The sequence below is a fragment of the Sphingomonas crocodyli genome (genome assembly GCF_004005865.1).
In the GTDB taxonomy this organism is placed as follows: domain Bacteria; phylum Pseudomonadota; class Alphaproteobacteria; order Sphingomonadales; family Sphingomonadaceae; genus Rhizorhabdus; species Rhizorhabdus crocodyli.
The window spans coordinates 1-26116 of sequence record NZ_SACN01000006.1 but is presented as its reverse complement, the minus strand read 5'-3'; the positions used below and the strand labels follow the sequence as shown (position 1 = coordinate 26116).

Here is a 26116-nt window from a genome sequence, read left to right as displayed (position 1 = left end):
CTGCCATCACTTTGTGCGAATCGCTTGTCGGGTAAGTCGCGTTGGCGCAGGTTCAGGCAGAACAGGGGATGGGATCATGGCAACGCTGACCAACATCGAAACGGGCGATACGAAGGAAGCGCCTGCGGGCTATTCGTGGACGACTTTGCTGTTCGGGCCGATCCCGGCCTTCATGCGCGGCGATATCTTCTGGGGCGGGATCATGCTGGCGACGGATATCGTCACCGGCGGGCTTACCTGGCTGCTGGTGTGGCCGTTCCTGTACAATGGCCTCTACTACAAGCGGCTCACCGACGCCGGCTACAAGCCCGGCCGCGCGACGCAGAAGCTGGTCAATCCGGACGTGGTGAAGGCCGCCGAAGCGCCGCCGCCCCCGCCGACCCCGGCGGCCGAGCGGACCCGCTTCATGCCGGCCGGCTCCTTCACCCCGCCGACACCGACCCAGAAGGATTGAGGCGCGGGCATCGATAGGGCGAAGGCCCGCCGAAAATCCCTTTGAGGCCCAGGCGGTTTCATGACAGTGCGATCGTCATGAACCGTGCGGGTTTCTATGCGATCGAAGGGGTCGACGGCTGCGGCAAGAGCGGCATGGTCGGCTATCTGGTCGATCTGCTGCGCGGCCGCGGGCAGGAAGTGATCGCGACGCGTGAGCCGGGCGGTACGCCGCAGGGCGAGGCGATCCGCGCGCTGATCCTGTCGGGGCAGGACGATGCCTGGGATCCGCATTCCGAACTGCTGTTGATGACGGCGGCGCGCGTTGAACATGTCCGGCGCGTCATCACGCCCGCGCTCGCGCGCGGGGCGGCAGTCGTCTCCGATCGCTATGTCGGATCAACCATCGCCTATCAGGGCGCGGGGCGCGGCATGGCGGAGGATCTGATCCGTGGGCTGCATCGCGACGTTGTCGGCGATGTCTGGCCCGACCTGACGATCATCCTCGATCTCGATCCCGAAATCGGGCTGGCGCGCAGCCGCAATCGGCTGTCCGCATCGGCGATCGACGAGGGGCGCTTCGAAACGCTCGACCTCGCTTTCCACCGCCGTATCCGTCAGTCCTTCCTCGATCAGGCGACACGCGATCCCGCGCGGCACATCGTCGTCGATGCTTCGGGCACGCCGGATGATGTGCGCGCACGCGTCGCCTCGGCTTTGGCGGGAACGACCGGCGCGATCGCCTAGCCGCCTCGCATCGAAATTTCGGCAAGTTATTGCAAATTTATGGGAAAGGGTCCGCTGCCATCATCGGCGGCGACATACTTTGTAACGCATCCTCCGCCTTGATCCCGCGTTGCGCAAATACTCACGGATTTTCTGAGGGGAGTTTCATGCGTTTCGTGATGATCTCGATATGTGGTGCTGCGGCGCTGATGACGTCAGCTTGTGCAACCGATCGTGGTGCAAGCAGAGCGGCCACGCGCGGCGCCTTATTCGGCGCCGCCGGCGGCGCGGCCGTATCGGCAATCGCCGGGGGCAACGTCGTGGAAGGCGCGGCCATCGGCGCGGCTGGCGGTGCCGTGATCGGCGCGATCACCCATGATGGCAGGCGTCGTGACGTGTACCGTGATGGCCGCGGCCGGAATTACTGGCAGGACGACCGCGGGCGTCGTCACTACGTTCGCAGATAGCGAGCAGGCTGCCCGCGTGGCGCATCGTCGTGGATGCTCCTGCACCCTCGACGATGCGCCGCGCGCGTAGCTACCTCAACCCGCCGCCCAGCGCGCGATACAGTTCGACGCTGTTGCTCTGCCGGGCGAGGCGGGTGGCGACCAGGCTCTGTTGCGCCGAATACCAGCTGCGCTGGCTGTCGAGCGTGGTGAGGAACGGGTCGACCCCTTCCTGATACCGGCCATGTGCGATCCGGTAGGCCGCCCCCGCCGAATCCTCGAGCGATCGTTGCGCGTCCAACTGCTCGTCGATCGTCCCGCGCCGTGCGAGAGCATCGGCCACCTCGCGGAAGCCCGACTGCACCGCCTTTTCATAGGTCGCGATCATCGCGTCCTTGGTCGCCTTGGCATAGCGCAGATTGCCCGCATTCCGCCCGAAGTCGAAGATGGGCAGCGTCGCGCTGGGCGCCACCGACCACATCGTGCTCCCGTCACCGAACAGGTTGGACAGGCCCAGGCTGAGCGATCCGAACGCCGCCGTCAGCGAGATTTTCGGGAAGAAGGCCGCGCGCGCCGCGCCGATATTGGCATTGGCCGCGCGCAGCTGATGCTCGGCCGCCGCGATGTCGGGGCGGCGCAGCAGCACTTCGGACGAAAGATCGGCCGGCAGGTTCGCGATCGTCGTGTCGACCGTGTCAAGCCCGTTGGGCAGCAGATCGGCGCCCACCGTCGTGCCCGCGAGCAGGTTCAGCATGTTGCGATCCTGCGCGACGACCGTGGTGATCGATGCGATGTCCGATCGCGCCTGATCATAGCTGGTCTGCGCCTGTCGCACCTCCAGATCGGACGCGATCCCCTCGCGGGCGCGGCCGCGGGTGATCTCCAGCGTCTCGCCGAACGCCTTCAGCGTATCGCGCGCGATGCGCAGCCGTTCCTGATCGGCCGCCATCGTCAGCCATGCGGTCGCCGTCTGCGCGACGAGGGCAGTCTGCGCCGCGTCGCGGTTGGCGCGGCTGGCGAAATATTGCTCCTGCGCGGCCTTGGTCAGGTTGCGGGTGCGGCCGAACAGGTCGATCTCCCACGCCGAAATTCCGACATTGGCCTGATAGATGTCGAAGCGCGTGCTGCCGCCGGCTGCCGCCCCGGCGCCCGCACCGATCCCGCCGCCGATGCCACCAGCGCCGCCGCCCAGACCGGCGAGGCCCGCCGGGCTTTTCTGATAGGTCGCGGTGCCGGTCGTCCCGATCGTCGGGAAGATATCGGCCTGTTGGACGCGAAACTGCGCGCGCGCCTGTTCGACATTGGCCAGCGCGATCCGAAGGTCGCGATTATTGTCGAGCGCGAGGGCGATCAGCTGCCGCAGCCGATCGTCGACGAAGAAGTCGCGCCAGGCGAGGTCGGCGGGCTGCACCGCATCGGTGCCCGCCTCGTTCGCCTCGCGCGGCAGCTCGGCGGGGACGGGAAGGGCGGGCCGCACATATTTCGGCGCCATGTTGCACCCCGCGAGCATCGTCGCGGTGAGAAGGATGATGGTCTTGCGCATATCAGGCCTCCTGCGGGCGCATGTCGCCGGACGGCGTGGCGTCGCGGGGGGCTGGCGTGTGCGCCTTGTCCTGTCGGAACATGCGCTTCACCAGCCGGAAGAAGGTGGGCACGAAGAAGATGGCGAGCACGGTCGCAGACAGCATACCGCCCACCACCGACCAGCCGATCGCATTCTGCCCGCCCGAACCCGCACCCTTCGACAGCGCCAGCGGCAGCACGCCGAAGATGAAGGCGAAGCTGGTCATCAGGATCGGGCGCAGGCGCAGCTTGGCGGCCTCCAGCGCGGCTTCACCGGCATTCAGCCCCTCGCGCATCTTTTCCTCGGCGAACTCGACGATCAGGATCGCATTCTTCGCCGACACGCCCACCGTGGTAATCAGGCCGACCTGCAGATAGATGTCGTTGTTCAGCCCGACGATCCACGCGGCCAGCACCGCGCCGACCACGCCCAGCGGTACCACGAGCAGCACGGCGATCGGGATCGACCAGCTTTCGTAGAGTGCGGCAAGGCACAGGAACACGATCAGCAGCGACAGCGCGTAGAGCGCGGGCGCCTGCCCCGACGAAAGCTGCTGTTCGTAGCTCAGGCCCGTCCATTCGAAGCCCGCGCCTGCGGGCAGCTTGGCGGCGATTTCCTCCATCGCCTTCATCGCGGCACCACTGCTCTGGCCGGGGGCAGGCGATCCCTGGATCTGCATCGACGGCACGCCATTATAGCGTTCCAGCTTCTGCGGTCCGAAGGTCCAGTGCGTCGACGCGAAGGAGGAGAAGGGGGCCATCGTCCCGTTCGTCGCGCGGACATAGAGGTCGCCGATCGAATCCGGGGTGGTGCGGAACTGATCGTCCGCCTGGACGAACACCTTCTTCACGCGCCCGCGATCGATGAAGTCGTTGACATAAGCGCCGCCGAACGCGGTGCTGAGCGTGGTGTTGATGTCGCCAAGCGCCAGGCCGAGCGCACCGGCGCGCGGCTGATCGACGTCCAGCTTGATCTGGGGCGAATCCTCGATCCCGTTCGGGCGGACCATCATCAGTCGCGGGTCGGCGGCCGCCGCCTGCAGCAACTGATTGCGCGCCGCGAGCAGCTTGGCATGGCCGATATTGCCATTGTCCTTCAGCTGGAAGTCGAAGCCGTCGGCATTGCCCAGTTCGAGCATCGCGGGCGGGCCGAAGGCGATCACCTGGCCCGAACGGATCTTCTGGAACGCGGCATTGGCGCGGTTCGCGATCGCGGGAACCTTGGCATCGTCGCCCTTGCGATCGTCCCAGCCCTTGGCGCGGACGAAGGCGATGCCGACATTCTGGCCCTGACCCACGAAGCCGAAGCCTGCGATCGTGAAGATCGAGTCGATATTGGCCTTCTCGTCCTTCAGATAATGGTCGGTGACGCGATCGAGCGTGCGCTGCGTCTCCTCGATCGTGCTGCCGATCGGCATCGTGACCTGCGTGAACAGCAGCCCCTGATCCTCGGCGGGCAGGAAGCCGCCCGGCAGGCGCATGAAGATCGCGCCCAGACCGACCATGATCAGCGCATAGACGCCAACCGTCCGTTTCCAGTTGCGCTCGACCTTCTCGACGCTGCGGCCATAACGGTCGCGGGTGCGATCGAACGCGTCGTTGAACCAGGCGAAGAAACGGCCCATCGGCCCGCCCAGATGCGATGCGCCGCCATGTCCGTGGCCGTGCGGCTTCAGGATCGTCGCGCACAAGGCGGGCGTCAGCACCAGCGCGACCAGCACCGACAGCACCATCGACGACACGATCGTGATCGAAAACTGGCGATAGATCACGCCGGTCGATCCGCCGAAGAACGCCATCGGCAGGAACACCGCCGACAGGACCAGGCCGATGCCGACCAGCGCGCCCGAAATCTCGTCCATCGACTTGATCGCGGCGTCCTTGGGACTCAGCTTCTCCTCCTGGATCAGGCGCTCGACATTCTCCACGACGACGATCGCGTCGTCGACGAGCAGGCCGATCGCCAGCACCATGCCGAACAGGGTCAGCGTGTTGATCGTGAACCCAGCCGCGTAGAGGATCGCGAACGAACCGAGCAGAACCACCGGCACCGCGATCGTCGGGATGATCGTCGCGCGCCAGTTCTGCAGGAACAGGAACATGACCAGGAAGACCAGGACGACCGCCTCGATCAGCGTGTGGATCACCTGCTCGATCGACAGCTGGACGAAGGTGGAGTTGTCGAGCGGGTAATCGATCTTGATGTCGGCCGGGAAATCCTTGGACAGTTCGGCGATCTTGGCCTTCACGTCCTCCACGGTCTGCAGCGCGTTCGCGCCGGGGGCCAGCTTGATGCCCAGGCCCGACGAAGGCTTGCCGTTGAACTTGGCGTCGAAGCTGTAATTTTCCGAACCCAGTTCGACGCGCGCGACGTCCGACATCTTGACCAGCGACCCGTCCGCATTGCTGCGCAGGATGATGTTGCGGAACTCTTCGGGCGTGGTCAGCCGCGTCTGCGCGGTGATGATCGCGTTGAGCGCCTGCCCCTTGGGCGCGGGCAGCGATCCGACCTGACCCGCCGAAACCTGCGCGTTCTGCGCCTGGATCGCGGTGGTCACGTCGTTGATCGTCAGCGAAAGGTTGCTCAGCTTCAGCGGATCGACCCAGATGCGCATCGCATATTGCGCGCCCAGGATCTGGGTGTCGCCGACCCCGGTGATGCGGCTCAGCGGATCCTGCAGCTTGGCGGCGATGAAGTCGCCCAGATCGATCTGATCGTGGCTGCCATCTTCCGAATAGATGGCGGTGACGAGCAGGAAGGTCGCGCTCGACTTTGCGACGCGCAGCCCCTGCTGCTGCACTTCACGCGGCAGCAGCGGGGTCGCCTGTTGCAGCTTGTTCTGCACCTGCACCTGCGCGATGTCGGGATCGGTGCCCTGTTCGAAGGTCAACGTGACCGTCAGATTGCCCGCGCTGTCGCTCGACGACGCGAAGTAGCGCAGGTTGTCGAGGCCCTTCATCTGCTGCTCGATCACCTGCGTCGTGGTGTTTTCGAGCGTCTGGGCGTCGGCGCCCGGATAGATGGTCGAGATCACGACGCCGGGCGGCGCGATTTCGGGATATTGGGCGATCGACAGCGATCGGATGGCGAGCACGCCCGCCAGCATCATCACGATCGCGATGACCCAGGCGAAGATCGGCCGGTTGATGAAATAGCGTGACATAGCGCGATCAGTTCCCGCCCTTGGCGCCGCTCGGGGCGCTGGCGACGGCGACCTGCTCGGGCGCCTTGGCCACGACCTGCTGGCCCGGCCGCACGTTCAAAAGCCCTTCGACGATCAGGCGATCGCCCGGCTTCAGACCGTCGGTGACGACCCACTTGTCGCCGATCGCGCGATCGGTGGTCAGCTGGCGCTGCTCGACCTTGTCGCCCTTGCCGACGACCAGAGCGACCGAATTGCCGCGTTCGTCGCGCGTCACGCCCTGCTGCGGCGCGAGCACCGCCGCGCGGCGCACGCCTTCGACCAGCTTGGCGCGCACATACATGCCGGGCAGCAAAGTCCCGTCGGGATTGGGGAAGGTCGCCCGCACCGTCACCGATCCGGACGACGGATCGACCGTGACTTCGGAAAACTCCAGATGCCCTTCGACCGGATAGGTCTTGCCGTTGGGCAGGATCAAGGCGACGCGCGCGGCATCGGCGCCGTCGCGGCTCACCTTGCCCGCGCGCACCGCTTCCTTGAGGTCGAGCAGTTCGGCCGCCGGCTGGGTTACGTCGACATAGACGCGGCCCATGCCCTGAATCGTCGCCAGCGCGTCCGCCTGTCCGGTCTGGACCAGCGCACCCGCCGTCACGATCGATCGACCGATCCGGCCGCTGATCGGCGCGCGAACGCGGGTGAAATCCAGGTTGATGCGCGCGGCCTGCACCTCTGCCTTGCGCGCCTGCACGGTCGCGCGCGCCTGGTCCGCCGACGCGTCGGCATTGTCGACCTCCTGCTGGCTCACGCCCTTGATCGCGAGCAGGCGGTGATAGCGTTCGGCCTGCAGCTGGCTCGCGCGGATCGCGGCCTGCGCCATCGCCAGATTGCCCTGCGCGGTCGCCAGCGCCGCGCGATAGGGCGCGTCCTGGATCTGGTAGAGGATCTGGCCTTTACGGACGAGCGAGCCCTGTTCGAAGAATCGCCGCTCGACGATGCCGCTCACCTGCGGGCGCACCTCCGACGTTTCCAGTGCGGAGACGCGGCCCGGCAATTCGGTCGCCAGCGTCACCGGCTCGGCCTTCAGCGTCACCACGCCCACTTCGGGCGGCGGCGGCGCGGGGGGCTGCTGTGCGCCGCAACCGGCGAGCAGGAGCAGGGCCGCCGAAATCGGCAGGATATGGGCGCGAGACTTTTGTGGCATGAAGGGGCCTGACATGATAAAAGGAATGAACGTTCATTCCATTGCTGCGGCGCAATAAGCCGGACGATGGAAAGGATCAAGGGGGGATTTGGAGAGGACATGACGAAAAGAATGGCCGACGGAGGACGCGCGCAGGTGGTCGCAACCGCGCGTAAACTCTTCCAGGAGCGGGGTTTTCATCAGACGGCGATGGCCGAACTGTCCGAACGGGCGGGGATCAGCGTGGGGCAGATCTACCGGCTTTTCGCGAACAAGAGCGAGATGATCGCCGCGATTATCGAGGATGATACCGAGGCACAGATCGCGAGTATGGCCGAGATTCGCAGCGCCGTCGCCGAAGGGCGGATGAGCGCGCAGGAGGGCTTTCGCACCATCGCGTTCGATACGCTGACCGCCGGCGAAGAGGCGCTGACCTTCGAGATTCTGGCCGAAGGATTCCGCAATCCGGCGATCGGCGAGGGGATTGGCGTTTTCTGTGATCGCTACCGCGCGAAGCTGCGCGATCTCATTGTCAGCACCAATGCCAATATCACGGGCGACCGGCTGGCTGCGGCGGAGGAGATGCTGCTCGCGATCCTGTTCGGGCTGGGCAATCGTTCGCTGTCCAAGCCGCAACTGAGCGCCGAGGATACGGCTAATTATGCTGCGGCGATGATCGTCGGAATGCTCACGGCATCATGCGCGAAGGCTGACTAGGTCGAAAGACCCAGCCGCTCGGCGACCGTCTCGATCGGGGTTCCCGGCTCGATCAGCAGCCAGTCGCGCGGGCGGCTCGCGTCGATCGCGACCACCGCCTTCTTCGGGCAGAGCTTCAGGCACCCCGTCTCGATCACGCCGAAATCGGCCCTGCGCCCCTTCTTCCCGTTGCCCAGTTCGCGCAGCGCCTTGGCAAGCCGCGTCTTGCCCTTGGGGCCGAAGCCGCCGCCGACCTTCTTCGAACATTTCGAACAGACGAGGATCGCGCCCCGCCAATGGGAAGGAACCTGATCGCGCATCGTATCGATATGGCAACGACCTTGATTTTTTCTAGGCTTTCGGTGGATCATTCCGGCGTTTGGCGCGTCGTGCTTGGCACGCCTGCAAATCCTCTGGGCAGAGAGGACTACTCAAATGAATGACGATCGGCCCTTGGCCATGACCCGACGGGGCGTGCTTGCGAGCGGCGTCGCCGGCGCCGCGACCAGCGCGGGCGCACCCCTGTTTGCGGCGCCCGCGCCCGCCAAGACCAAATCCACGGAGGTCGCGCTGATGCAGACGACGCTGAAGGTGAACGGCAAGACCGAGCGGCTCGACGTCGATCCGCGCACCACATTGCTCGATGCCCTGCGCGAGCATCTGCACCTGACCGGCACCAAGAAGGGCTGCGATCATGGGCAGTGCGGCGCGTGCACGGTGATCGTCGAGGGGCGGCGGATCAACAGCTGCCTCACGCTCGCGGTGATGCACGATGGCGATGCGGTGCAGACGATCGAGGGGCTGGGCACGCCCGGCGATCTCCACCCGATGCAGAAGGCGTTCGTCACGCATGACGGCTATCAGTGCGGCTATTGCACGCCGGGCCAGATCTGTTCGGCGGTCGCGGTGCTCGACGAGTTGAAGGCGGGCATCCCCAGCCACGTCTCCACCGACCTGAACAAAGTCAGCTTCTCGCGCGACGAAATCGTCGAGCGGATGAGCGGAAACATCTGCCGCTGCGGCGCCTATTCGAACATTTTCGAAGCGATTGCGGACGTCGCGGGAGAAAAGGCATGAAGCCCTTCACCTACGAACGCGCCGCGACCCCGGCCGAGGCGGCGGCAATGGCGGCGGCAAAGCCCGGCGCGCGCTTCATCGCGGGCGGCACCAACCTGCTCGATCTCATGAAGCTGCAGATCGAAACGCCCCAGCACCTGATCGACGTCAACCGGCTCGATCTCGATCGGGTCGATCCGACGAAGGACGGCGGCCTGCGCATCGGCGCGCTCGTCCGCAACACCGATCTGGCGGCGAACAAGATCGTGCGCCGCGATTATGCGGTGCTGAGCCGCGCCCTGCTCGCCGGCGCCTCGGGCCAGTTGCGCAACAAGGCGACGACCGCGGGCAACCTGCTCCAGCGCACCCGCTGCCCCTATTTTTACGACACGACCAAGCCGTGCAACAAGCGCAAGCCCGGCAGCGGCTGCGCGGCCTTGGGTGGCGTGAACCGGGGTCTGGCGATCATGGGCACCAGCGAGGCGTGCATCGCGACTCACCCGTCCGACATGGCGGTGGCGATGCGGCTGCTCGATGCCAGCGTTGAGACGGTGAGCGCCGACGGCGCGACCCGCGCGATCCCGATCGCCGATTTCCACCGGCTTCCCGGCGATACCCCGCATGTCGAAACCGCTTTAAAGCCCGGCGAACTCATCACCGCCGTTACCCTGCCGCCGCCGATCGAGGGGCGGCACGTCTATCGCAAGGTGCGCGATCGCGCGTCTTATGCCTTCGCCCTGATCTCGGTCGCGGGGGTGGTCGGGCCGAAGGGACAGCGTTTCGCCTTCGGCGGCCTCGCGCATAAGCCTTGGCGGGTCGAGGCGGCGGAGAAATTGTCCGGCCCCGACGCGATCACCGCATCGGTGACGCTCGGCGCCAAGACCACCCCGCAAAACGCATTCAAGATCCCACTCCTGCGCCGTACCCTCGGCGCGGTTCTGGCGGAGGCGTGACATGCCCTTGAAGTTCGACACACCCGCCGGCGCCAATCCGATCGATCGCCAGAAGGTGATCGGCCGCCCGCAGGACCGGCTCGATGGTCCGCTCAAGGTCAGCGGCCTCGCGCCCTACGCCTATGAACGCCACGATGTCGCGCCCGACGCTGCCTATGGCGTGATGGTCGGATCGTCGATCGCGACCGGCCGGATCGTCCATATCGACAGCAAGGATGCCGAGGCCGCGCCCGGCGTCCTCGCGGTCGTCACCGCCGCCAATGCCGGCCCGCTCAAGAAAGCGGATTCGCACACCGCGAAGCTGCTTGCCGGCCCCGAAGTCGAGCATTTTGACCAGGCGGTGGCGCTGGTCGTCGCTGAAACCTTCGAACAGGCGCGCGACGCCGCCAGGCTTGTCCGCGTCGATTATGCGAGCGCCAAGGGCCGCTTCGATCTGAAGAAGGAGAAAGCCGGCGCCCCGCCCGCACCCGACGGCTTTGCCAAGGCGGCGTCGAAGGCGGGCGATTTCGAGGCGGGGTTCAAAAAGGCCGCGGTCCAGATCGACCAGATCTATTCCACCCCCGATCAGGCGCATGCGATGATGGAGCCGCACGCGACGACCGCGCGCTGGGACGGCGATCAGCTGACCTTGTGGACCTCGAACCAGATGATCGCGTGGAGCGTGCGCGACACCGCGATCACGCTGGGCATCGACAAGTCCAAGGTGCGGCTCGTCTCGCCTTATGTCGGTGGCGGCTTCGGATCGAAATTGTGGATCCGCGCCGATGCGCTGCTCGCGGCGCTCGGCGCGAAGGCGACCGGCCGCGCGGTGAAGGTCGCGCTGGCCCGGCCCCAGATCTACAACAACACCACACATCGCCCCGCGACGATCCAGCGCATCCGCATCGGCGCCGACAAGAATGGCGTGATCGACGCGATCGGGCATGAAAGCTGGTCGGGCGATCTACCCGGCGGCGGTGCGGAGATCGCCGCGATCCAGACGCGCCAGCTTTATGGCGGCGCGAACCGGATGACCGCGCATTATCTGGCCACGCTTGACCTGCCCGAAGGCAATGCGATGCGCGCGCCGGGCGAGGCGGTCGGCCTGCTCGCGCTCGAAATCGCGATGGACGAACTGGCCGAGAAGGTCGGGGTCGATCCGGTCGAGCTGCGCATCCGCAACGACGTCCAATATGATCCGGAAAAGGGACCGAACGTCCCCTTCTCCAGCCGCAAATTCGTCGAGTGTCTGACGACGGGTGCGGAGCGTTTCGGCTGGAACAAGCGCAATCCGAAACCGGGGCAGGTGCGCGACGGGCGCTGGCTGGTCGGCATGGGGATGGCGGCGGCCTTTCGCGGCGCGCCGGCGACCAAATCGGCCGCGCGGGTGATCGTCGACGGCAAGGGCCGCGTCACGGTCGAAACCGACATGACCGATATCGGCACCGGCAGCTACACGATCCTCGGCCAGACGGCGGCGGAAATGCTGGGCGTCCCGCTCGATCACGTCACCGTCAATCTGGGCGACAGCAATTTCCCTGCCTCATCGGGTTCGGGCGGGCAGTGGGGCGCGGCCAGCTCGACTGCCGGCGTCTATGCCGCCTGCGTCGCGGCGCGCGCGGCGATCGCGCAAAAAGCCGGGTTCAACGCCGATGATGCCGATTTCGTCGACGGGCATGTCGTCGCGGGCAATCGCCGCGTGAAGCTGGGCGATGCGGCGGGGCCGGACGGCGTGACGGTGGTCGATCAGATCGAGTTTGGCGATCTGGCGAAGAAATATGTCCAGGCGACCTTCGGCGCGCATTTCGTCGAGGTTGGGGTCGACGTCGAAACCTGTGAGGTGCGTATCCGCCGGATGGGCGGCGCCTTTGCGGCGGGGCGCATCCTCAACCCCAAATCGGCGCGCAGCCAGGTGATCGGCGCGATGACGATGGGCGTCGGCGCGGCGCTGATGGAGGAACTGATCGTCGACACGCGCTTCGGCTATTTCGTCAATCATGACATGGCCGAATATCATGTGCCCGTGCATGCCGACGTTCCGCACCAGGACGTCGTCTTCGTCGACGAACTCGACGACAAGGCGACCCCGCTCAAGGCCAAGGGCGTCGGCGAACTCGGCATCTGCGGCGCGGGCGCGGCCGTGGCCAACGCGATCTACAATGCGACGGGCGTGCGGCTGAGGGACTATCCGCTGACGCTGGACAAGATTCTGGAGGGGCTGGAACGCACATAACTCGTCGCTCCAGCGAAGGCTGGAGCCTATCTCTCTCCTCCCGAACGCACCGCTTGTGGGGAGAGCAATAGGCCCCAGCCTCCGCTGGGGCGACGCGGTGACTAAGCATCCTCCAGCATCATCGCGGCGGCTTTCTCCGCGATCATCATCACCGGCACGGCGGTATTCCCCCGCACGATATCGGGCATCACCGAGGCGTCGACCACGCGCAGCCCGTCGATCCCGTGGACCCGCAGCCGCGCGTCGACCACCGATAGCGCGTCCTTGCCCATCCGGCAGGTGCCGACGCCGTGATAGACGGTCTCGGCAGTCTTGCGGACCTGCGCTTCGATCTCGGCGTCGGTCTCGGCCTCCGGCCCCGGCATCACCTCCTCGCCACGGAAGCGATCGAAGGCGGGCTGCTGCACGATCTCGCGCGCCAGCCTGATCCCCGCGACGATCGTGCGCCGGTCATAGGCTTCGGCGAAGAAGTTCGGATCGAGCACCGGCGCGTCGAGCGGATTGGCCGAGGCGAGGCGCACCGTGCCCCGGCTTTCCGGGCGGCAGACGTTCACGATCGCCATCGATCCATGCGTGGTCGGCACCGAACGGCCATGATTGGCGTAGATCATCGACACGAAATGGAATTGCACATCGGGTTCGGGCAGGCTGGGGTCGGTCTTCAGGAAGCCCGCGACCATCGGCGCCGCCTCCGCCGCCACGCCGCTCTTGAACAGGAGATATTGGAGGCCGGCGAGCGCCATGCGATGCGGCTTCATATAGATCAGGTGGCTCACCGGCTCGGGCGAAGTGTAGCTGACGAACGCGCTCATATGATCGATGAAGTTGCGCCCGACGCCCTTGAGTTCGTGGCGCACCAGGATGCCATGTTCGGACAGGTGATCCGCCTCGCCGATCCCCGACAGCATCAGCACCTGCGGCGAATTGACCGCGCCGGCGGAGACCACGACCTCCTTGGCCGCATGGGCGGTCTTGGTCTGCCCGTTCTGGACATAAGCGATGCCGGTCGCCCGCGATTTTTCGATCGTGATCGCAGTGATCTGCGCGCCCGTCTCGATCGTCAGGTTCTTGCGGTGCCGGATCGGATCGAGGAAGGCGACCGCCGCGCTCTGCCGCACGCCCTTGTGGATCGACCGATCGTAGAGGCCGACCCCCTCCAGCGTAGGGCCGGAAAAGTTGGCATTATAGGGATGGCCCAGCTGCTGCGCCGCCTCCATCCACGCGGGCGTCATCGGCCCGCGCGGGGCGATCGGCGCGACCCGGAACTCGCCCCCCGATCCGCGCGCCTCGCCGCCGGTGGCCGATGTTTCGAGCTTCTCGAAATAGGGGCGGACATCGTCATAGGCCCAGCCTTCGAGGCCGAGTTGCCGCCAGTGATCATAATCGCTCGCCGCCCCGCGCACCGCGACCATTCCGTTGATCGCGCTGCACCCGCCCAGCACCTTGCCGCGCGGATAATAAAGCGAGCGCCCGTCGAGATGCGCCTGCGGGGCGGTGTGATATCGCCAGTCGACCTTGCCGCTGCGCATCAGCCGCTGGATGCCGGCCGGCATGTGGATCAACGGATCGCGATCGGCCGGACCTGCTTCCAGCAGCAGCACCTTCACCGCCGGATCGGCCGACAGCCGGTTCGCCAGCACGCACCCCGCCGATCCCGCGCCGACGATGATATAATCGTATCCGCTCATCCTCACCCTCATCTGTTCTTTGGATGCGGTGATGCCGCAAAGGCACGGCTTGTCCAAGGAAACATCCGGCGCTGTCGCCGTTCAGCCCCCAGAAATCGGCAACATGTTTCCGCAATGAAATATTGCGACGGATTCGCGCTGTAGAGCGGCAGGCGTAGCAAGGGCGGAAGCAGCCGCCATTGGGGACTAAAGGGGATTTCATGCGGGATGTCGCGCGCCTCATGCTGGCGAGCTTTCTGACGGGTGGCGTTGGCGCCGCTGCGCTGGCGCAGGGGCTGCCCCCGGTCAATGCGGGCGCGGCTGCCGCCGCGAGCGACGCCGCCGATTTCGAGGATGCGCAGGCGATCGTCGTGCGCGGGCAGAAGCTGCCCGGCGCGACGTTGGGCGATATCCAGCCGGAAACGATGTTGTCGCCCGCCGACATCCGCTCCTACGGCGTCAGCACCGTTTCCGAACTGCTGAGCGAATTGTCCGCGCAGACATCGACCGGGCAGGGGCGTGACGGCGGTGCGCCGGTCGTCCTGCTCAACGGCAAGCGCATCTCGGGCATGGCCGAAATCCGCGATATCCCGACCGAGGCGATCCGCCGCGTCGATATCATGCCCGAAGAAGTCGCGCTCAAATATGGCTATCGGCCCGACCAGAAGGTCGTGAACATCGTCCTTCGCCCGCGCTTCCGCGCCACCACGACCGAGCTGGAGGGATCGACCACCACCGAAGGCGGGCGCGAGACCGGGCAGGCCAATGCCTATATGCTCCGCATCCAGGGCGACAATCGCCTGAACCTGGGCCTGCGTTACCAGCGGGCCGAGCCGCTGCTCGAGTCCGACCGCGACGTCACCTCGCGCGCGCTGACACAGCCCTATGATCCCGTCGGCAACATCACCGCGCCGCGCGGCGCTGCGTCGAGCGAGATCGATCCGACGCTCTCGGCGCTGGCGGGAACGCCGGTCACGGTCGCCGGCGTGCCGGTAGTGGCGGGGAACGGCCGGCCCACGGTCGCGGCCTTCGTGCCCGGTGCGAACCGCGCGAACGTCACCGACACGGCGGGTTTCCGCACGTTGCAATCCTCGACCGACCAGCTCGTCGCCAATGTCGTCCTCGCCCGGCCTTTGTGGGATGGCGTGTCGGGCACCTTCACCGGCACCTTCACCGCCAACGGCAGCACATCGGATCAGGGGCTTGCGACTGCCAGCCTCAACGTGCCGGCGGGCAGCGCCTTCTCGCCCTTTACCCGCCCGGTCCAGCTCTATCGCTTCCTGGGCGACGATGCGCTGCAACAGCGGGTGCGCAGCACCGACACTGTGGTGGGCGCCAACCTCAACGGATCGTTCAGCGGCACGTGGCGCTGGAACTTCACCGGCAGCTTCGATCATGCCGATACGCGCACGCGCACCGATCGTGGCTATGATCTGACCGGGCTGCAATCGGCAATCAACCTGGGCACGGTGAACCCGTTCGGTGCCTATTCGGATGCGCTGCTGCCCACCCGGCCGGACGATCGCGCGCGCGCCAAGAACGATATCGGCAAGGCCGCCTTCGTCACCAGCGGCACGATCGCCAGCATCAAGGCGGGCGCGATCAGCGGCAGTTTCACGGTCAGCGGCGAGTTCAACGAACTCGATTCCACATCGACCCGGCTCGGCGTCGTCACGCGCAGCAATTCGTCGCGCAAGATCGGCAGCGGGCAGGCGAGCGTTGACGTGCCGATCGCCAGCGCGCGCAACGACGTGCTGCCGTTCCTGGGCGAACTCTCGGTCAACCTGAATGCCGGGATCGATCAGGTTTCGAACTTCGGCGCGCTCAAGACCTATGGCGTCGGCACCAACTGGCGCCCGGTGAAGGGCGTGTCGCTCGTCGCCTCCTTCACCAGCGACGAAGGCGCGCCGACCGTGCAGCAACTGTCGAACCCCGTGATCGCGACGCCGGAGGTCCGCGTCTATGACTTCGTCACCGGGCGCAGCGTTGACGTGATCCGCACATCGGGCGGCAATCCGTTCCTGACCAACGACAACCGCCACGTCTGGAAACTGGGCGTGACGCTGAAGCCCTTCACCGAGGATCTGACGCTGCAGGCCAACTATGTCCGCACGCGCACCCGCAATTCGGTGGCGAGCTTCCCGCTCGCGATCGGCGGGGTCGAGGCCGCGTTCCCCGGCCGCTTCACCCGCGATGTCGACGGGAATCTGGCCGCGATCGACGCGCGCCCGATCCAGTACGAGCGCGAGGACAGCCAGCAGCTGCGCTGGGGCATAAACTTCTCGAAGGGGTTCAAGACCGCGGCGGGCGAGCGCCAGCAGGCGGAAAATCGCGCCCGGTTCGATGCGATGCGCGCGGCACGCGAGGCGCAGCGCGAACAGGCGCCGACGCCGCAGCAGCAGGAATCGCGCAATGCCGGCGACAGCGGGCAGGGCGAGCGCGGTGGTGGCGATCGTGGACCTGCCGGCGGGCCGGGCGGCCCCGGTGGTCCTCCGGGCGGCTTCGGCGGCCCGCGCGCACCCGGCGGCTTTGGCGGGGGCGGGCGCATCCGCCTGTCGGTCTATCACACCTGGTATTTTCAGGACGAAATCCTGATCCGGCAGGGCATTCCGAAGCTCGACCTGCTCGATGGCGCGGCGACCGGCAACAATGGCGGGCAGCCCCGCCACCTGATCGACGCGCAGCTGAACGTCACGCGCGACGGCCTCGGCTTCCGGCTGGGCGCCAAATATCAGAGCGCCACCAAGGTGACGGGCGGCAGCGTCAATGCGGTCGGATCGACCGGCGATCTGCGCTTCGGCGATCTCGCGACCGCCAGCCTGCGCCTGTTCGCTGATGTCGGCGGCATTCCGGGCATGGCGGTGAAGCATCCGTGGACGCGTGGGTTGCGCGTGTCGCTGGGTGTCGACAACGTCTTCAACCAGCGCATTCGGGTGAGAGATGCGACCGGCGCGACCCCGCTCAGCTACCAGCCCGAATATCTCGACCCGCTGGGCCGCGTGGTGAAGATCAGCATCCGGAAATTGTTCTTCCCGACCTTCCCGCAGGGGCCGGGTCAGGGCGGGCCGGGGCGCGGCGGGAGCGACTAACTAAATCCTCCCCGGCACGGGGAGGGGAACCGCGTAGCGGTGGAGGGGGCGAGAGGCCGGGCGATGCGCTTGTGGCCTGCCCCCTCCGTCGCCTTCGGCGCCACCTCCCCGTATCGGGGAGGAGTTTAAGAGAGCGGCCAGCGCCCCTCGCCGAAGAAATCCACATACGTCCCGACGTTGCGCCGCGAATGCGGCCGCACGTCGAACTGGAGCGTGTGGCAGCTTGCGATGCTGCCGCTCGTCCCCGCGCGTTCGACTTTGTCGGTGTCGAAGTTGCGCGCCTGGCCGATATGGCAGGCGCGGCGCAGCAGCATCGCGGCCTCGCGCATATCCGCATCCGCGTCGGCCAGTGCCTTGGCGAGCCGCTGGACGCTCTGCCCGGTCCAAGGCCCGTCGACGATCGTGTCGCCCTGCACCCGCCAGCCGAATAACTCCACGCCGTCGCGCTCGATCGTGGCGTGGAGCAGGCCGTCAATCTCCTCCACCTCGATCCGGTAGAGCCGCCGCAGCCCAGGCTCCATCGCGTGCGCCGCCGCAAGGTTCACGATGTCGAGCGTGTGGGTGCAGCTTCGAAACCGATCATCGGGGTCGTCGAACGCGGCGGGGGAGGCGAGCGGCGTGCCCGCCAGCCGCGCGGTCGCGATCGCGGCGGTCGGGCAGGTGTTGAACGGCGTGCGGATATTGTCGGTCTCGACGCTATCCACGGTCGCGCCGTCATGCCGGATCGTGATCGCGAAGCTGTGCAGATCGTCCTCCATCGCGGCGCGCGCGATCCCCGCGTCGATCTGCAGGCTGATCGCGCGACGATAGGGGCCGGGGCGATGGAGGTAGAAGTCCATAGCAATGCCATGCCATTGAGTTAATGGAATTGCGAGAGAGGAGAGCGGGATGGCGGACGAGCGGGCGATCGAGGAGCTGCTGGCGCGTGAGGCGATACGGCGGCAGCTGAGCAATTACGGGCGCGGCATGGATCGGATGGACAAGGATCTGGTCCGCGGCGTCTGGCATGCGGACGGCACGCTCGATTATGCCCTGCCCGGCATCGAAACGCCCGAGGCGCTGATCGATCACGCCTGGGCCTTCCACCACAAATGCCATGTGCTGCTGCACCGGCTGATCCAGATCACGATCGACGTTGACGTGGAAAAGGGCCGTGCGGTCAGCGAAGCCTATTGCATCGCCAGCCTGTTCCGCGAGCTGGAGCCGGGCGCGAAGATGCGCGAGCATTTCTTCAACGCGCGCTACCTGGATAAGTGGTCGTATCGCGACGGGCGTTGGGCGGTCGATCATCGGCAGGCGATCGCCGATCTGGGCGGCAGCCGCGATATCGAGGCGCGCTTCCTGCCGCGTCAGGGGCGGCTCGATACCAGCGACCCCTCCTATGCTCTGTTTGCGAGTCTCGACGCATGACGATCGAAGAGGTCATCGCCCGCGAGTGCATCCGCGACACGATCGCGCGCTACAATATGAACGGCGACAGGATGCGCACCGACGCCTTCCTCGCCTGCTTCACCGAGGATGCGGTCTATCAGTCGGACGTGTTCGATTTGCACGGGCGCGATGCGATCCGCGACTGGATGGCGGGCAATGCGGGGCCGAGTGACGGACCGCGCGTCAAGTTCGTGCGGCACCACATCACCACCTGCCTGATCGACATGGACGGGCCGGATGCGGCCGACGTGCGGACCTATTACCACGTCTATACCGACACGGGGCCGGACCACACCGGCTACTATGTCGATCGCTTCGCGCGCGTCGGTGACCGCTGGCTGATCGCGCACCGCAAGGTCCGGACCGACTGGGCGCGACCGGACAGCGTGTTCATCGCGAGCCATGCCAACAAGTGATCGTCACCCCCGCGAAGGCGGGGGCCCATCCGCTCTATCCTCTAGCGCTGTCGCTTGCGGCGAGACTGTATAGGCCCCCGCCTCCGCCGGGATGACGATTAGGGGAGCAGGCTATCGCACTCCTCGACCGCAAACACCCGCATCGTCGCGCGGTCGAGGAAGTGGGCTTCGTCGGCGGCGATGCGGGCGGCGACGTCGGGGTTGGAAAGATCGGCCAGTGCGGCTTCGTGGCTCGCCTTGTCGTCGAACCACATCTCCATCATAACATCGAAATCGACTTGGCCGGCCAGCGGATCGGGAAAGCGGCGGACGTAGCGGCGCACGCGGCTGCGCAATGCGGGCATGATCGACAGAGCGAGCGGGGCGTGGACGCCCTCATAATGCGCGCGGAAGGCTTCGGGGGTGACGCCGGGCAGGCGGCGGATCAGGCAGACGATCTTGTACATCACAATATCTCGCTTTCCGCCGCTGCGCGCCGCGAGGCGGGCAAGCCGAGGACCAGCAGCAGCATCGATGCGGGGATGAACAGGATCGCCGTTGCGGCGATCGAGTGGCCGACCCGGTCGGGCGCGCCGAAGACGTAATCGGTGAAGGCCGCGACCGTCATCGGGCCGATCGTCGTCGCCGTCACGGTCATGATCAGCATCACCAGCGCGATCGTGCGCCCGCGATAGCGCGCGGGGACGCTCATCTGCAGGTGGCCGACATAGGATGCGGTGAAGGGCATGACGAGGTGGAGGATGCCGATCATCAGATAGGCCATCGCCGCGCTGCTCGCGAACAGGATGCCGAGCGACCCCGCCGCGACGACGATGAAGCCGCCATAGATCAGGTAACGATAATGCGGATCGCGGACGCCCGCCTCCATCATCCGATCGATCAGCCAGCCGCCGAACACATAGCCGACGACCCCGGTGACAAGCTGGATGATGCCCAGCGTGATCCCGATCTCCCCGGTCGGCAGGCCGAAGACACGCGACAGCAAGGCCGGCTCCCACGCTGCCAGACCATAGGCGAAGGCACCCCAGAGCGCGACGGCCGAGGAGAGCGTGCCAAGATAGGCGGCATGATCGCGCAGCCAGCGGCCATAGCCGGCATCGACTTCGGTCGCCTGCGCGACGGCGGGCGCATGGCGATGCGTCGCAGGCGCAAGGAAGATCAGGAACGCGAGGAGAATACCGACCGCGCCGGCGATCAGGAAGACGAGCCGCCACGCGCTCAACGTGCCCACCACCGGCAGCACGATCGCCCCCGCCTGTTGCGACCAGATCACGATCATCCCGCCGACCGCGAGCGCGACGCCGGTGCCGATCGCCGCCCCCGTCGCCAGCACGCCCGTCGCCATGTTGAGCCGGCGCGGCGGGAACAGATCGGGCAGCATCGAATAAGCGGCGGGCGACAGCGCCGCCTCACCGATCCCCACGCCCATCCGTGCGACGAACATCTGGGTGAAGTTGCGCGCGAGGCCGCAGCCCAATGTCGCGATCGACCAGCCGGTGACGCCGATATAGATGATCCAGCGCCGCGACCAGCGATCGACCGCCCAGCCGAGCGGGATGCTGCACAGCCCGTAGAAGATCGCGAAGGCCAGCCCCTGGAGCAGGCTCAGCTGGAAATCGGTGATCCCCAGCTCGGCCTTGATCGGATCGACCAGCAGCGAGATCACCTGCCGATCGAGGAAGGACACGATGTTCAGGAGGACGAGGATCGCGAGCGTGACATAGGCACGCGGCGATACGCGGTCGGGTGCTGCGGTCATTCTCTTATTCCTCCCCGGTACGGGGAGGAGCTTTGTCGTCGTTTTACATCGGGAAGTCGAAATAGGCGCCCAGCTTGTTGCCGTCGGGGTCGCGCAGATAGGCGCCCATCTTGCCGCCGGTCTGCGGCTTGGGTTCGGGTTGGCCTTCGCAGGTGCCGCCATTGGCGAGGCCGGCGGCGTGCCATGCGGCGACGGATTCGGCGGTCGGCGCTTCGAACAGGATCGTGCCGCCGTTCGCGAAGGTCGTCGGCTCGCCATTGGCGGCCTTGCCGAGGATCAGGACCGGGCTGTCCTCGCCGCGATACATGAGGATCGGATAGCCGGCGGGCGCGGTGTTCGCGGGGCCGCCGATCGCGGCGAAGGTGGCGTCGTAAAAGGCGCGGCTCTTGTCGATGTCCGCACAGCCCAGACGGATGCTCTTGATCATTCGCATATTCGAATCTCTCTCCCGCATATCGATGTGGTGTGTGCGTTGTGGCGGGAGGCGACCGAGAAGGGAAGTCATTGCCTTTTATCCTCCCCCGCCAGGGGGAGGTGGCGCCGAAGGCGACGGAGGGGGAGGATGCGACCAACTGGCGTTCCGTGTCCTCCCCCTCCGTCAGCTGCGCTGACACAGTGCGAGGTCGGATCGTCCCCCGGACGATCCTTGGACATGCCGGGGCATGTCCAACCTCGCGCTCCCTGGCGGGGGAGGATTGTGAGATGTCGAGCTGCGTGACATCGTGCCCACATGATTATCTCCCGTCGCTCCCTCCTCCGGTCCGCAGCTTTTGGCGCGTCGATGGTCGCGCTGTCGTCGATCGTGCGCGCGGCCGAACCCGATCTGTCGGCGCTGCAAAGCCTTACCACTGGTGCGAGGCCGATCGGCAAGGCGGAGCGGCTCGCGCGGGTCGCCAAAGCGCAGGGGCTGATGCGCAAGGCGGGGATCGGCGCGGTGCTGATCGAGGCGGGATCGAGCCTCGATTATTTCACCGGGGTTCGCTGGGGCCGCAGCGAGCGGCTGACCGCTGTCGTCCTGCCGGTCGAGGGCGAGGCGATGATCGTCACGCCTTTCTTCGAACGCCCCTCGGTCGAACAGACGCTGGCGATCCCGGCCGACGTGCGCGTGTGGCAGGAGGATGAGGATCCGCTGAAGCTGGTCGCGGGCTTCCTGACCGAACGCAAGCTGAGCGCGCAGCCGATCGGGATCGAGGAGACGGTGCGCTTCTTCGCCTTTGACGGGCTGAAGCGCGTGCTGCCGGATGCGCGGATCGTGTCGGCCAATCCGATCGTGCGCGGATGCCGGATGATCAAGACCCCGGCCGAAATCGCGCTGATGGAGGCTGCGTCGAACGTCACGGTCGCGGCCTATCGCTGGCTTCATCCCCGGATCGAAAAGGGGATGACCCAGCCGCAGATTTCGGCGCTGATGAACGCCGCCACGCGCAAGCTGGGCGGAACGCCCGAATTCGCGATGGCGCTGGTCGGTGAAGGTGCCGCCTATCCGCACGGCAGCATCAAGCCGCAGGTCGTGGCCGACGGGCAGATCGTGCTGATGGACTGCGGCTGCACCGTCGAAGGCTATCAGTCCGATATCTCGCGCACCTGGGTTTTCGGCCAGGCGAGCAAGGAACAGCGGACATTGTGGGATCATGTCGCCGAGGGGCAGCGCATCGCCTTCGCCACCGCGAAGCTGGGCGTGCCGGCCGGTTCGGTCGACGATGCGGTGCGCGCGGCGTACGAGAAATGGGGCTATGGCCCGCGCTATCAATTGCCGGGCCTGTCGCACCGCACCGGGCACGGCATCGGGATGGACGGGCACGAGCCGGTCAATCTGGTCCACGGCGAGGCGACGCCGCTGGGCGTCGGCATGTGCTTTTCGAACGAGCCGGGCCTCTACATTCCGGGCGCGTTCGGCGTGCGACTGGAGGATTGTTTCCACATGACCGAGAGCGGGCCGTGCTATTTTTCGCAGCCGCCGAAGTCGATCGACGAACCGGTTTGATCCGGATCGATTAATTGCGCGACTAAACTCCCGCTAGGCGGATACCAAGTCACTCTCTTTTGACAAAGCCGCCGACGGGCGTAAGGGGCGCGCATGACTACGAAGCCCCGCACCCTCTACGAGAAGATCTGGGACGCGCATGTCGTCGAACGTCGCGACGACGGCACCTGCCTGATCTACATCGATCGCCATCTGGTCCATGAAGTCACGAGCCCGCAGGCGTTCGAGGGGCTTCGCGCCGCAGGGCGCAAGGTGCGGCGGCCCGATCTGACCCTTGCGGTGCCCGATCATAATGTGCCGACGACGCCGCGGCTCGACGCGCAGGGCAATCGCGTCCCGATCGCCGATCCGGAATCGGCGCAGCAGCTTGCCGCGCTGGAGGTGAACGCACCCGAATTCGGCATCCGCTATATCGCCGATACCGCGCCCGAACAGGGCATCGTCCACGTCGTCGGCCCCGAACAGGGTTTCTCGCTGCCCGGCACGACGATCGTGTGCGGCGACAGCCACACCGCCGCGCATGGCGGGCTGGGCGCGCTGGCCTTCGGCATCGGCACGTCGGAGGTCGAGCATGTGCTGGCCACCCAGACGCTGCAGCTGAAGGAATCGAAGACGATGGAGGTCCGCGTCGAAGGGACGCTGGGCCTCGGCGTCAGCCCCAAGGACGTGATCCTGCACGTGATCGGCAAGATCGGTGCGTCGGGCGGCACCGGCTATGTCATCGAATATACCGGCAACGTCTTCCGCGAGATGACGATCGAAGGGCGCCTGACCGTGTCCAACATGTCGATCGAGGGTGGCGCGCGCGCCGGCCTGATCGCGCCCGACGACACGACCTTCGAATATCTGAAGGGTCGCCCGATGTCGCCCAAGGGCGCGGAGTGGGACGCGGCGGTCGCGTGGTGGCGCAGCCTCGTCACCGATGCGGGCGCCAGCTATGACAAGGTCGTCACGATCGACGCGGCCGATATCGCGCCGTGCCTGACCTGGGGCACCAGCCCCGAGGACGTGGTGCCGATCACGGGCGTCGTCCCCGATCCTGCGAGCTTCGCCGATCCTTCCAAGCAGGTCGCGGCGCAGAAGTCGCTCGATTATATGGGCCTGACCCCCGGCACCCCGATGACCGAGGTTCCGGTGGAGAATGTCTTCATCGGCAGCTGCACCAACAGCCGGATCGAGGATCTGCGGCAGGCGGCGGAAATCGCCAAGGGCCGCCACATCGCGCCCAACGTCAAGCAGGCGTTGATCGTGCCGGGTTCGGGCCTGGTGAAGCTGCAGGCGGAGAAGGAAGGGCTGGACCGCATCTTCCTCGACGCCGGTTTCGAATGGCGCGAGCCGGGTTGCTCGGCGTGTCTGGCGATGAACCCCGACAAGGTGCCGTCGGGCGAACGCTGCGCATCGACCAGCAACCGCAACTTCGTCGGCCGGCAGGGGCCGGGCGCGCGCACCCACCTGGTCAGCCCCGCAATGGCGGCGGCGGCGGCGGTGACGGGCAAGCTGACCGACGTTCGCGATCTGATGGAGGCCAAGTGATGGAACCGGTTCGCCAGGTCGAAGGCCGCGCCTATCCGCTGGGCCTCAAGAATGTCGACACCGACGTCATCATCCCTGCGCCTTATCTGAAGACGATCAGCCGCAAGGGGCTGGGCAAGGGCGCGTTCGAATCGCTGCGTGCGCAGCCGGGCAACGTGTTCGACGATCCCGAATATGCGGGCGCGCCGATCATCGTTGCGGGCGACAATTTCGGTTGCGGATCGAGCCGCGAGCATGCGGCGTGGGCGCTGGTCGATATGGGCGTGAAGGCGGTGATCGCGCCGTCCTTTTCCGACATCTTCTCGGGCAACGCCTTCAAGAACGGGATCGTGACCGTGGTTCTGCCGCAGGAGGCGGTCGATCGGCTGGTCGAAGTCGCCAAGACCGACGCGATCACCGTCGATCTGGAAAGCCAGACCGTGACGACGCCGTTTCAGGACCGCTTCACCTTCGAAATCGATCCGTTTCGCAAGACCTGCCTGATCGAAGGGCTGGACGAAGTGGGGCTGACGATCGCCCGCGAAGCTGCGATTGCGGCCTTCGAAGGCAAGATGGCGGCGGAGCGGCCTTGGCTTTGAGGCCCGTCCGCCCTATCTGCCGATTCAAATTGCAGGATCAGGGGTAAGCATGACCACCTTCGACGATCGCGAAAAGGCCTTCGAGAACAAGTTCGCGCACGATCAGGAGATGGCGTTCCGCATCACCGCGCGGCGCAACCGTCTGGTCGGCCAGTGGGCCGCGCAGCTGATGGGGCTGACCCCGGCTGAGACCGATGCCTATGCCAAGTCGGTCGTCCAGGCCGATTTCGAGGAAGCCGGCGACGAGGACGTGATCCGCAAGCTGCTGGGCGACATCACGTCGGCCGGCGTCGAGGTGGACGATGCCAAGATTCGCGCGGCGCTCGACGCCAAGACGATCGAGGCGCGCCGCCAGCTGATGGAAGGCAAGTAAACGTCATGCCGATGGCGGCCGAAGAGATCGAGGCGCTGATCAAGGCGGGGATTCCCGACGCGACCGTCGAGATCACCGACCTGGCCGGCGATGGCGATCATTATGCGGCGCGGGTGGTGAGCGAAAGCTTTCGCGGCCAGACGCGCGTGAAGCAACAGCAGCGCGTGTATGAAGCGCTGGGCGGCCGGATGGGCGGGGTGCTGCACGCGCTCCAGCTCAAGACGGCTTTGCCCGAGTAGGAGCGAACGAGATGAGCGACGATACCCAGGCCCGGATCGCATCGGCCGTGAACGCGGCGGACGTGCTGCTGTTCATGAAGGGCACGCCCTTGTTCCCACAATGCGGCTTTTCCAGCCGCGCGATCGCGATCCTCGATCGGCTCGGCGTCGAATATGCGACGATCGACGTGCTGCAGGACGCCGCGATCCGCGCCGGCATCAAGGAATTTTCGGACTGGCCCACCATTCCCCAGCTTTATGTGAAGGGGGAATTCGTCGGCGGATCGGACATCATGATGGAGATGTACGAGACCGGCGAACTGGGCGAGCTGATGACCGAAAAGGGCGTCGCGCAGGGCTGATCCCTCGCGCGGACGGACGAGACAGGAGGCCGGGCGGAAACGTCCGGCCTTTTTGGTTTGGTGGGTGTGCTGACCCCACACGCGACGTCACCCCGGACTTGATCCGGGGTCCAGCTGCCTTTTGGGGCGGTGGAGAAGGAAGAAGAAGCTGGATCCCGGATCAAGTCCAGGATGACGATGTGAGGAGTGATGCGCTTCCCTCTCCTCGTCGCCCCAGCGAAGGCTGGGGCCTATGTCTCTCATCTCCACGGTGCCGTTTGCCACGGCAGAGATAGGCCCCAGCCTTCGCTGGGGCGACG

Annotated in this window: 25 protein-coding genes; 16 read left to right on the top strand and 9 right to left on the bottom strand. The window is 66.3% G+C overall.

Annotated elements, in window-relative coordinates; all coding sequences use genetic code 11:
* Positions 1-76 precede the first annotated feature (76 nt).
* From EOD43_RS22600 to EOD43_RS22590, 3 genes are all read left to right on the top strand, one after another.
* Positions 77-454, top strand: a complete 378-nt coding sequence (locus tag EOD43_RS22600) for a hypothetical protein (RefSeq protein ID WP_127746694.1) — start codon at positions 77-79, stop codon at positions 452-454.
* 77 nt (positions 455-531) lie between these two features.
* Positions 532-1179, top strand: a complete 648-nt coding sequence (tmk, locus tag EOD43_RS22595; RefSeq protein ID WP_127746693.1) for a dTMP kinase — start codon at positions 532-534, stop codon at positions 1177-1179.
* Between the two features lie 146 nt (positions 1180-1325).
* Positions 1326-1625: a hypothetical protein gene (locus EOD43_RS22590; protein WP_127746692.1), complete on the top strand. Its 300-nt coding sequence runs from the start codon at positions 1326-1328 to the stop codon at positions 1623-1625.
* A gap of 70 nt (positions 1626-1695) precedes the next feature.
* Here EOD43_RS22590 and EOD43_RS22585 read toward each other — a convergent pair whose 3' ends face one another.
* Genes EOD43_RS22585 through EOD43_RS22575 form a run of 3 tightly spaced genes read right to left on the bottom strand, consistent with a single transcriptional unit; the run spans position 1696 to position 7511 of the window.
* Positions 1696-3147, bottom strand: a complete 1452-nt coding sequence (locus EOD43_RS22585) for an efflux transporter outer membrane subunit (RefSeq protein WP_127746691.1) — start codon at positions 3145-3147, stop codon at positions 1696-1698.
* A gap of 1 nt (position 3148) precedes the next feature.
* Positions 3149-6331: an efflux RND transporter permease subunit gene (locus EOD43_RS22580; RefSeq protein ID WP_127746690.1), complete on the bottom strand. Its 3183-nt coding sequence runs from the start codon at positions 6329-6331 to the stop codon at positions 3149-3151.
* 7 nt (positions 6332-6338) lie between these two features.
* Positions 6339-7511 carry an efflux RND transporter periplasmic adaptor subunit gene (locus tag EOD43_RS22575; RefSeq protein ID WP_127746689.1) on the bottom strand — a complete coding sequence of 391 codons (1173 nt, stop codon included), beginning with the start codon at positions 7509-7511 and terminating at the stop codon, positions 6339-6341.
* A 99-nt stretch (positions 7512-7610) separates the two neighbouring features.
* On the opposite strand from EOD43_RS22575, the gene EOD43_RS22570 reads away from it, so the two are divergent.
* Complete coding sequence (locus tag EOD43_RS22570; RefSeq protein WP_164857406.1) at positions 7611-8207, top strand: TetR/AcrR family transcriptional regulator; 597 nt, start codon at positions 7611-7613, stop codon at positions 8205-8207.
* On the opposite strand, the gene EOD43_RS22565 is transcribed toward EOD43_RS22570, so the two are convergent.
* Entirely contained in the window at positions 8204-8506 is a 303-nt protein-coding gene (locus tag EOD43_RS22565; RefSeq protein WP_127746687.1) for a thioredoxin domain-containing protein, read from the bottom strand. The genes EOD43_RS22570 and EOD43_RS22565 overlap by 4 nt on opposite strands.
* A 115-nt stretch (positions 8507-8621) precedes the next feature.
* On the opposite strand from EOD43_RS22565, the gene paoA reads away from it, so the two are divergent.
* The 3 genes from paoA to paoC are packed head-to-tail and all read left to right on the top strand — an operon-like array spanning position 8622 to position 12407.
* Entirely contained in the window at positions 8622-9263 is a 642-nt protein-coding gene (paoA, locus tag EOD43_RS22560) for an aldehyde dehydrogenase iron-sulfur subunit PaoA (protein WP_127746686.1), read from the top strand.
* Positions 9260-10195, top strand: a complete 936-nt coding sequence (locus EOD43_RS22555) for an FAD binding domain-containing protein (RefSeq protein WP_127746685.1) — start codon at positions 9260-9262, stop codon at positions 10193-10195. The genes paoA and EOD43_RS22555 overlap by 4 nt, the downstream gene beginning before the upstream one ends.
* 7 nt (positions 10196-10202) lie before the next feature.
* Positions 10203-12407 carry an aldehyde oxidoreductase molybdenum-binding subunit PaoC gene (paoC, locus tag EOD43_RS22550; RefSeq protein ID WP_127746831.1) on the top strand — a complete coding sequence of 735 codons (2205 nt, stop codon included), beginning with the start codon at positions 10203-10205 and terminating at the stop codon, positions 12405-12407.
* Between the two features lie 101 nt (positions 12408-12508).
* Here the strand turns inward: paoC and EOD43_RS22545 are convergent, their stop codons facing one another.
* Positions 12509-14095 carry a GMC family oxidoreductase gene (locus tag EOD43_RS22545; RefSeq protein WP_127746684.1) on the bottom strand — a complete coding sequence of 529 codons (1587 nt, stop codon included), beginning with the start codon at positions 14093-14095 and terminating at the stop codon, positions 12509-12511.
* Between the two features lie 200 nt (positions 14096-14295).
* On the opposite strand from EOD43_RS22545, the gene EOD43_RS22540 reads away from it, so the two are divergent.
* Positions 14296-17163, top strand: coding sequence for a TonB-dependent receptor (locus EOD43_RS22540; RefSeq protein ID WP_127746683.1), 2868 nt, complete (start codon positions 14296-14298; stop codon positions 17161-17163).
* 125 nt (positions 17164-17288) lie between these two features.
* On the opposite strand, the gene EOD43_RS22535 is transcribed toward EOD43_RS22540, so the two are convergent.
* Positions 17289-18002, bottom strand: coding sequence for a DUF2889 domain-containing protein (locus tag EOD43_RS22535; protein ID WP_127746682.1), 714 nt, complete (start codon positions 18000-18002; stop codon positions 17289-17291).
* A gap of 49 nt (positions 18003-18051) precedes the next feature.
* Between EOD43_RS22535 and EOD43_RS22530 the strand changes: the two genes are divergently transcribed.
* Together EOD43_RS22530 and EOD43_RS22525 are read left to right on the top strand one after the other, a co-directional pair.
* Positions 18052-18573, top strand: coding sequence for a nuclear transport factor 2 family protein (locus EOD43_RS22530; protein WP_127746681.1), 522 nt, complete (start codon positions 18052-18054; stop codon positions 18571-18573).
* A complete protein-coding gene (locus EOD43_RS22525) occupies positions 18570-19010 on the top strand; it encodes a nuclear transport factor 2 family protein (RefSeq protein WP_127746680.1) in 441 nt (146 codons plus the stop codon). Before EOD43_RS22530 ends, EOD43_RS22525 begins: the two co-directional genes overlap by 4 nt.
* A gap of 98 nt (positions 19011-19108) precedes the next feature.
* Here EOD43_RS22525 and EOD43_RS22520 read toward each other — a convergent pair whose 3' ends face one another.
* The 3 genes from EOD43_RS22520 to EOD43_RS22510 are packed head-to-tail and all read right to left on the bottom strand — an operon-like array spanning position 19109 to position 21202.
* Positions 19109-19456, bottom strand: coding sequence for an EthD domain-containing protein (locus EOD43_RS22520; protein WP_127746679.1), 348 nt, complete (start codon positions 19454-19456; stop codon positions 19109-19111).
* Positions 19456-20769 (bottom strand): MFS transporter, encoded by a 1314-nt coding sequence (locus tag EOD43_RS22515; RefSeq protein ID WP_164857405.1) that lies wholly within the window; start codon positions 20767-20769, stop codon positions 19456-19458. The genes EOD43_RS22520 and EOD43_RS22515 overlap by 1 nt, the downstream gene beginning before the upstream one ends.
* A gap of 43 nt (positions 20770-20812) precedes the next feature.
* Positions 20813-21202, bottom strand: a complete 390-nt coding sequence (locus EOD43_RS22510) for a VOC family protein (protein WP_240653475.1) — start codon at positions 21200-21202, stop codon at positions 20813-20815.
* Positions 21203-21550: 348 nt separating this feature from the next.
* Between EOD43_RS22510 and EOD43_RS22505 the strand changes: the two genes are divergently transcribed.
* From EOD43_RS22505 to grxD, 6 genes are all read left to right on the top strand, one after another.
* Positions 21551-22753, top strand: a complete 1203-nt coding sequence (locus EOD43_RS22505; RefSeq protein WP_338069024.1) for a M24 family metallopeptidase — start codon at positions 21551-21553, stop codon at positions 22751-22753.
* A 93-nt stretch (positions 22754-22846) separates the two neighbouring features.
* Positions 22847-24286, top strand: a complete 1440-nt coding sequence (gene leuC, locus EOD43_RS22500) for a 3-isopropylmalate dehydratase large subunit (protein ID WP_127746676.1) — start codon at positions 22847-22849, stop codon at positions 24284-24286.
* A complete protein-coding gene (leuD, locus tag EOD43_RS22495) occupies positions 24286-24864 on the top strand; it encodes a 3-isopropylmalate dehydratase small subunit (protein WP_127746675.1) in 579 nt (192 codons plus the stop codon). The genes leuC and leuD overlap by 1 nt, the downstream gene beginning before the upstream one ends.
* A gap of 49 nt (positions 24865-24913) precedes the next feature.
* Positions 24914-25237, top strand: a complete 324-nt coding sequence (locus EOD43_RS22490; protein ID WP_127746674.1) for a DUF1476 domain-containing protein — start codon at positions 24914-24916, stop codon at positions 25235-25237.
* 5 nt (positions 25238-25242) lie between these two features.
* The gene (locus EOD43_RS22485; protein ID WP_127746673.1) at positions 25243-25476 is read left to right on the top strand and encodes a BolA family protein; all 234 of its coding nucleotides are present in this window, start codon (positions 25243-25245) and stop codon (positions 25474-25476) included.
* Between the two features lie 11 nt (positions 25477-25487).
* Positions 25488-25817: a Grx4 family monothiol glutaredoxin gene (grxD, locus tag EOD43_RS22480; RefSeq protein ID WP_127746672.1), complete on the top strand. Its 330-nt coding sequence runs from the start codon at positions 25488-25490 to the stop codon at positions 25815-25817.
* Positions 25818-26116: the final 299 nt, after the last annotated feature.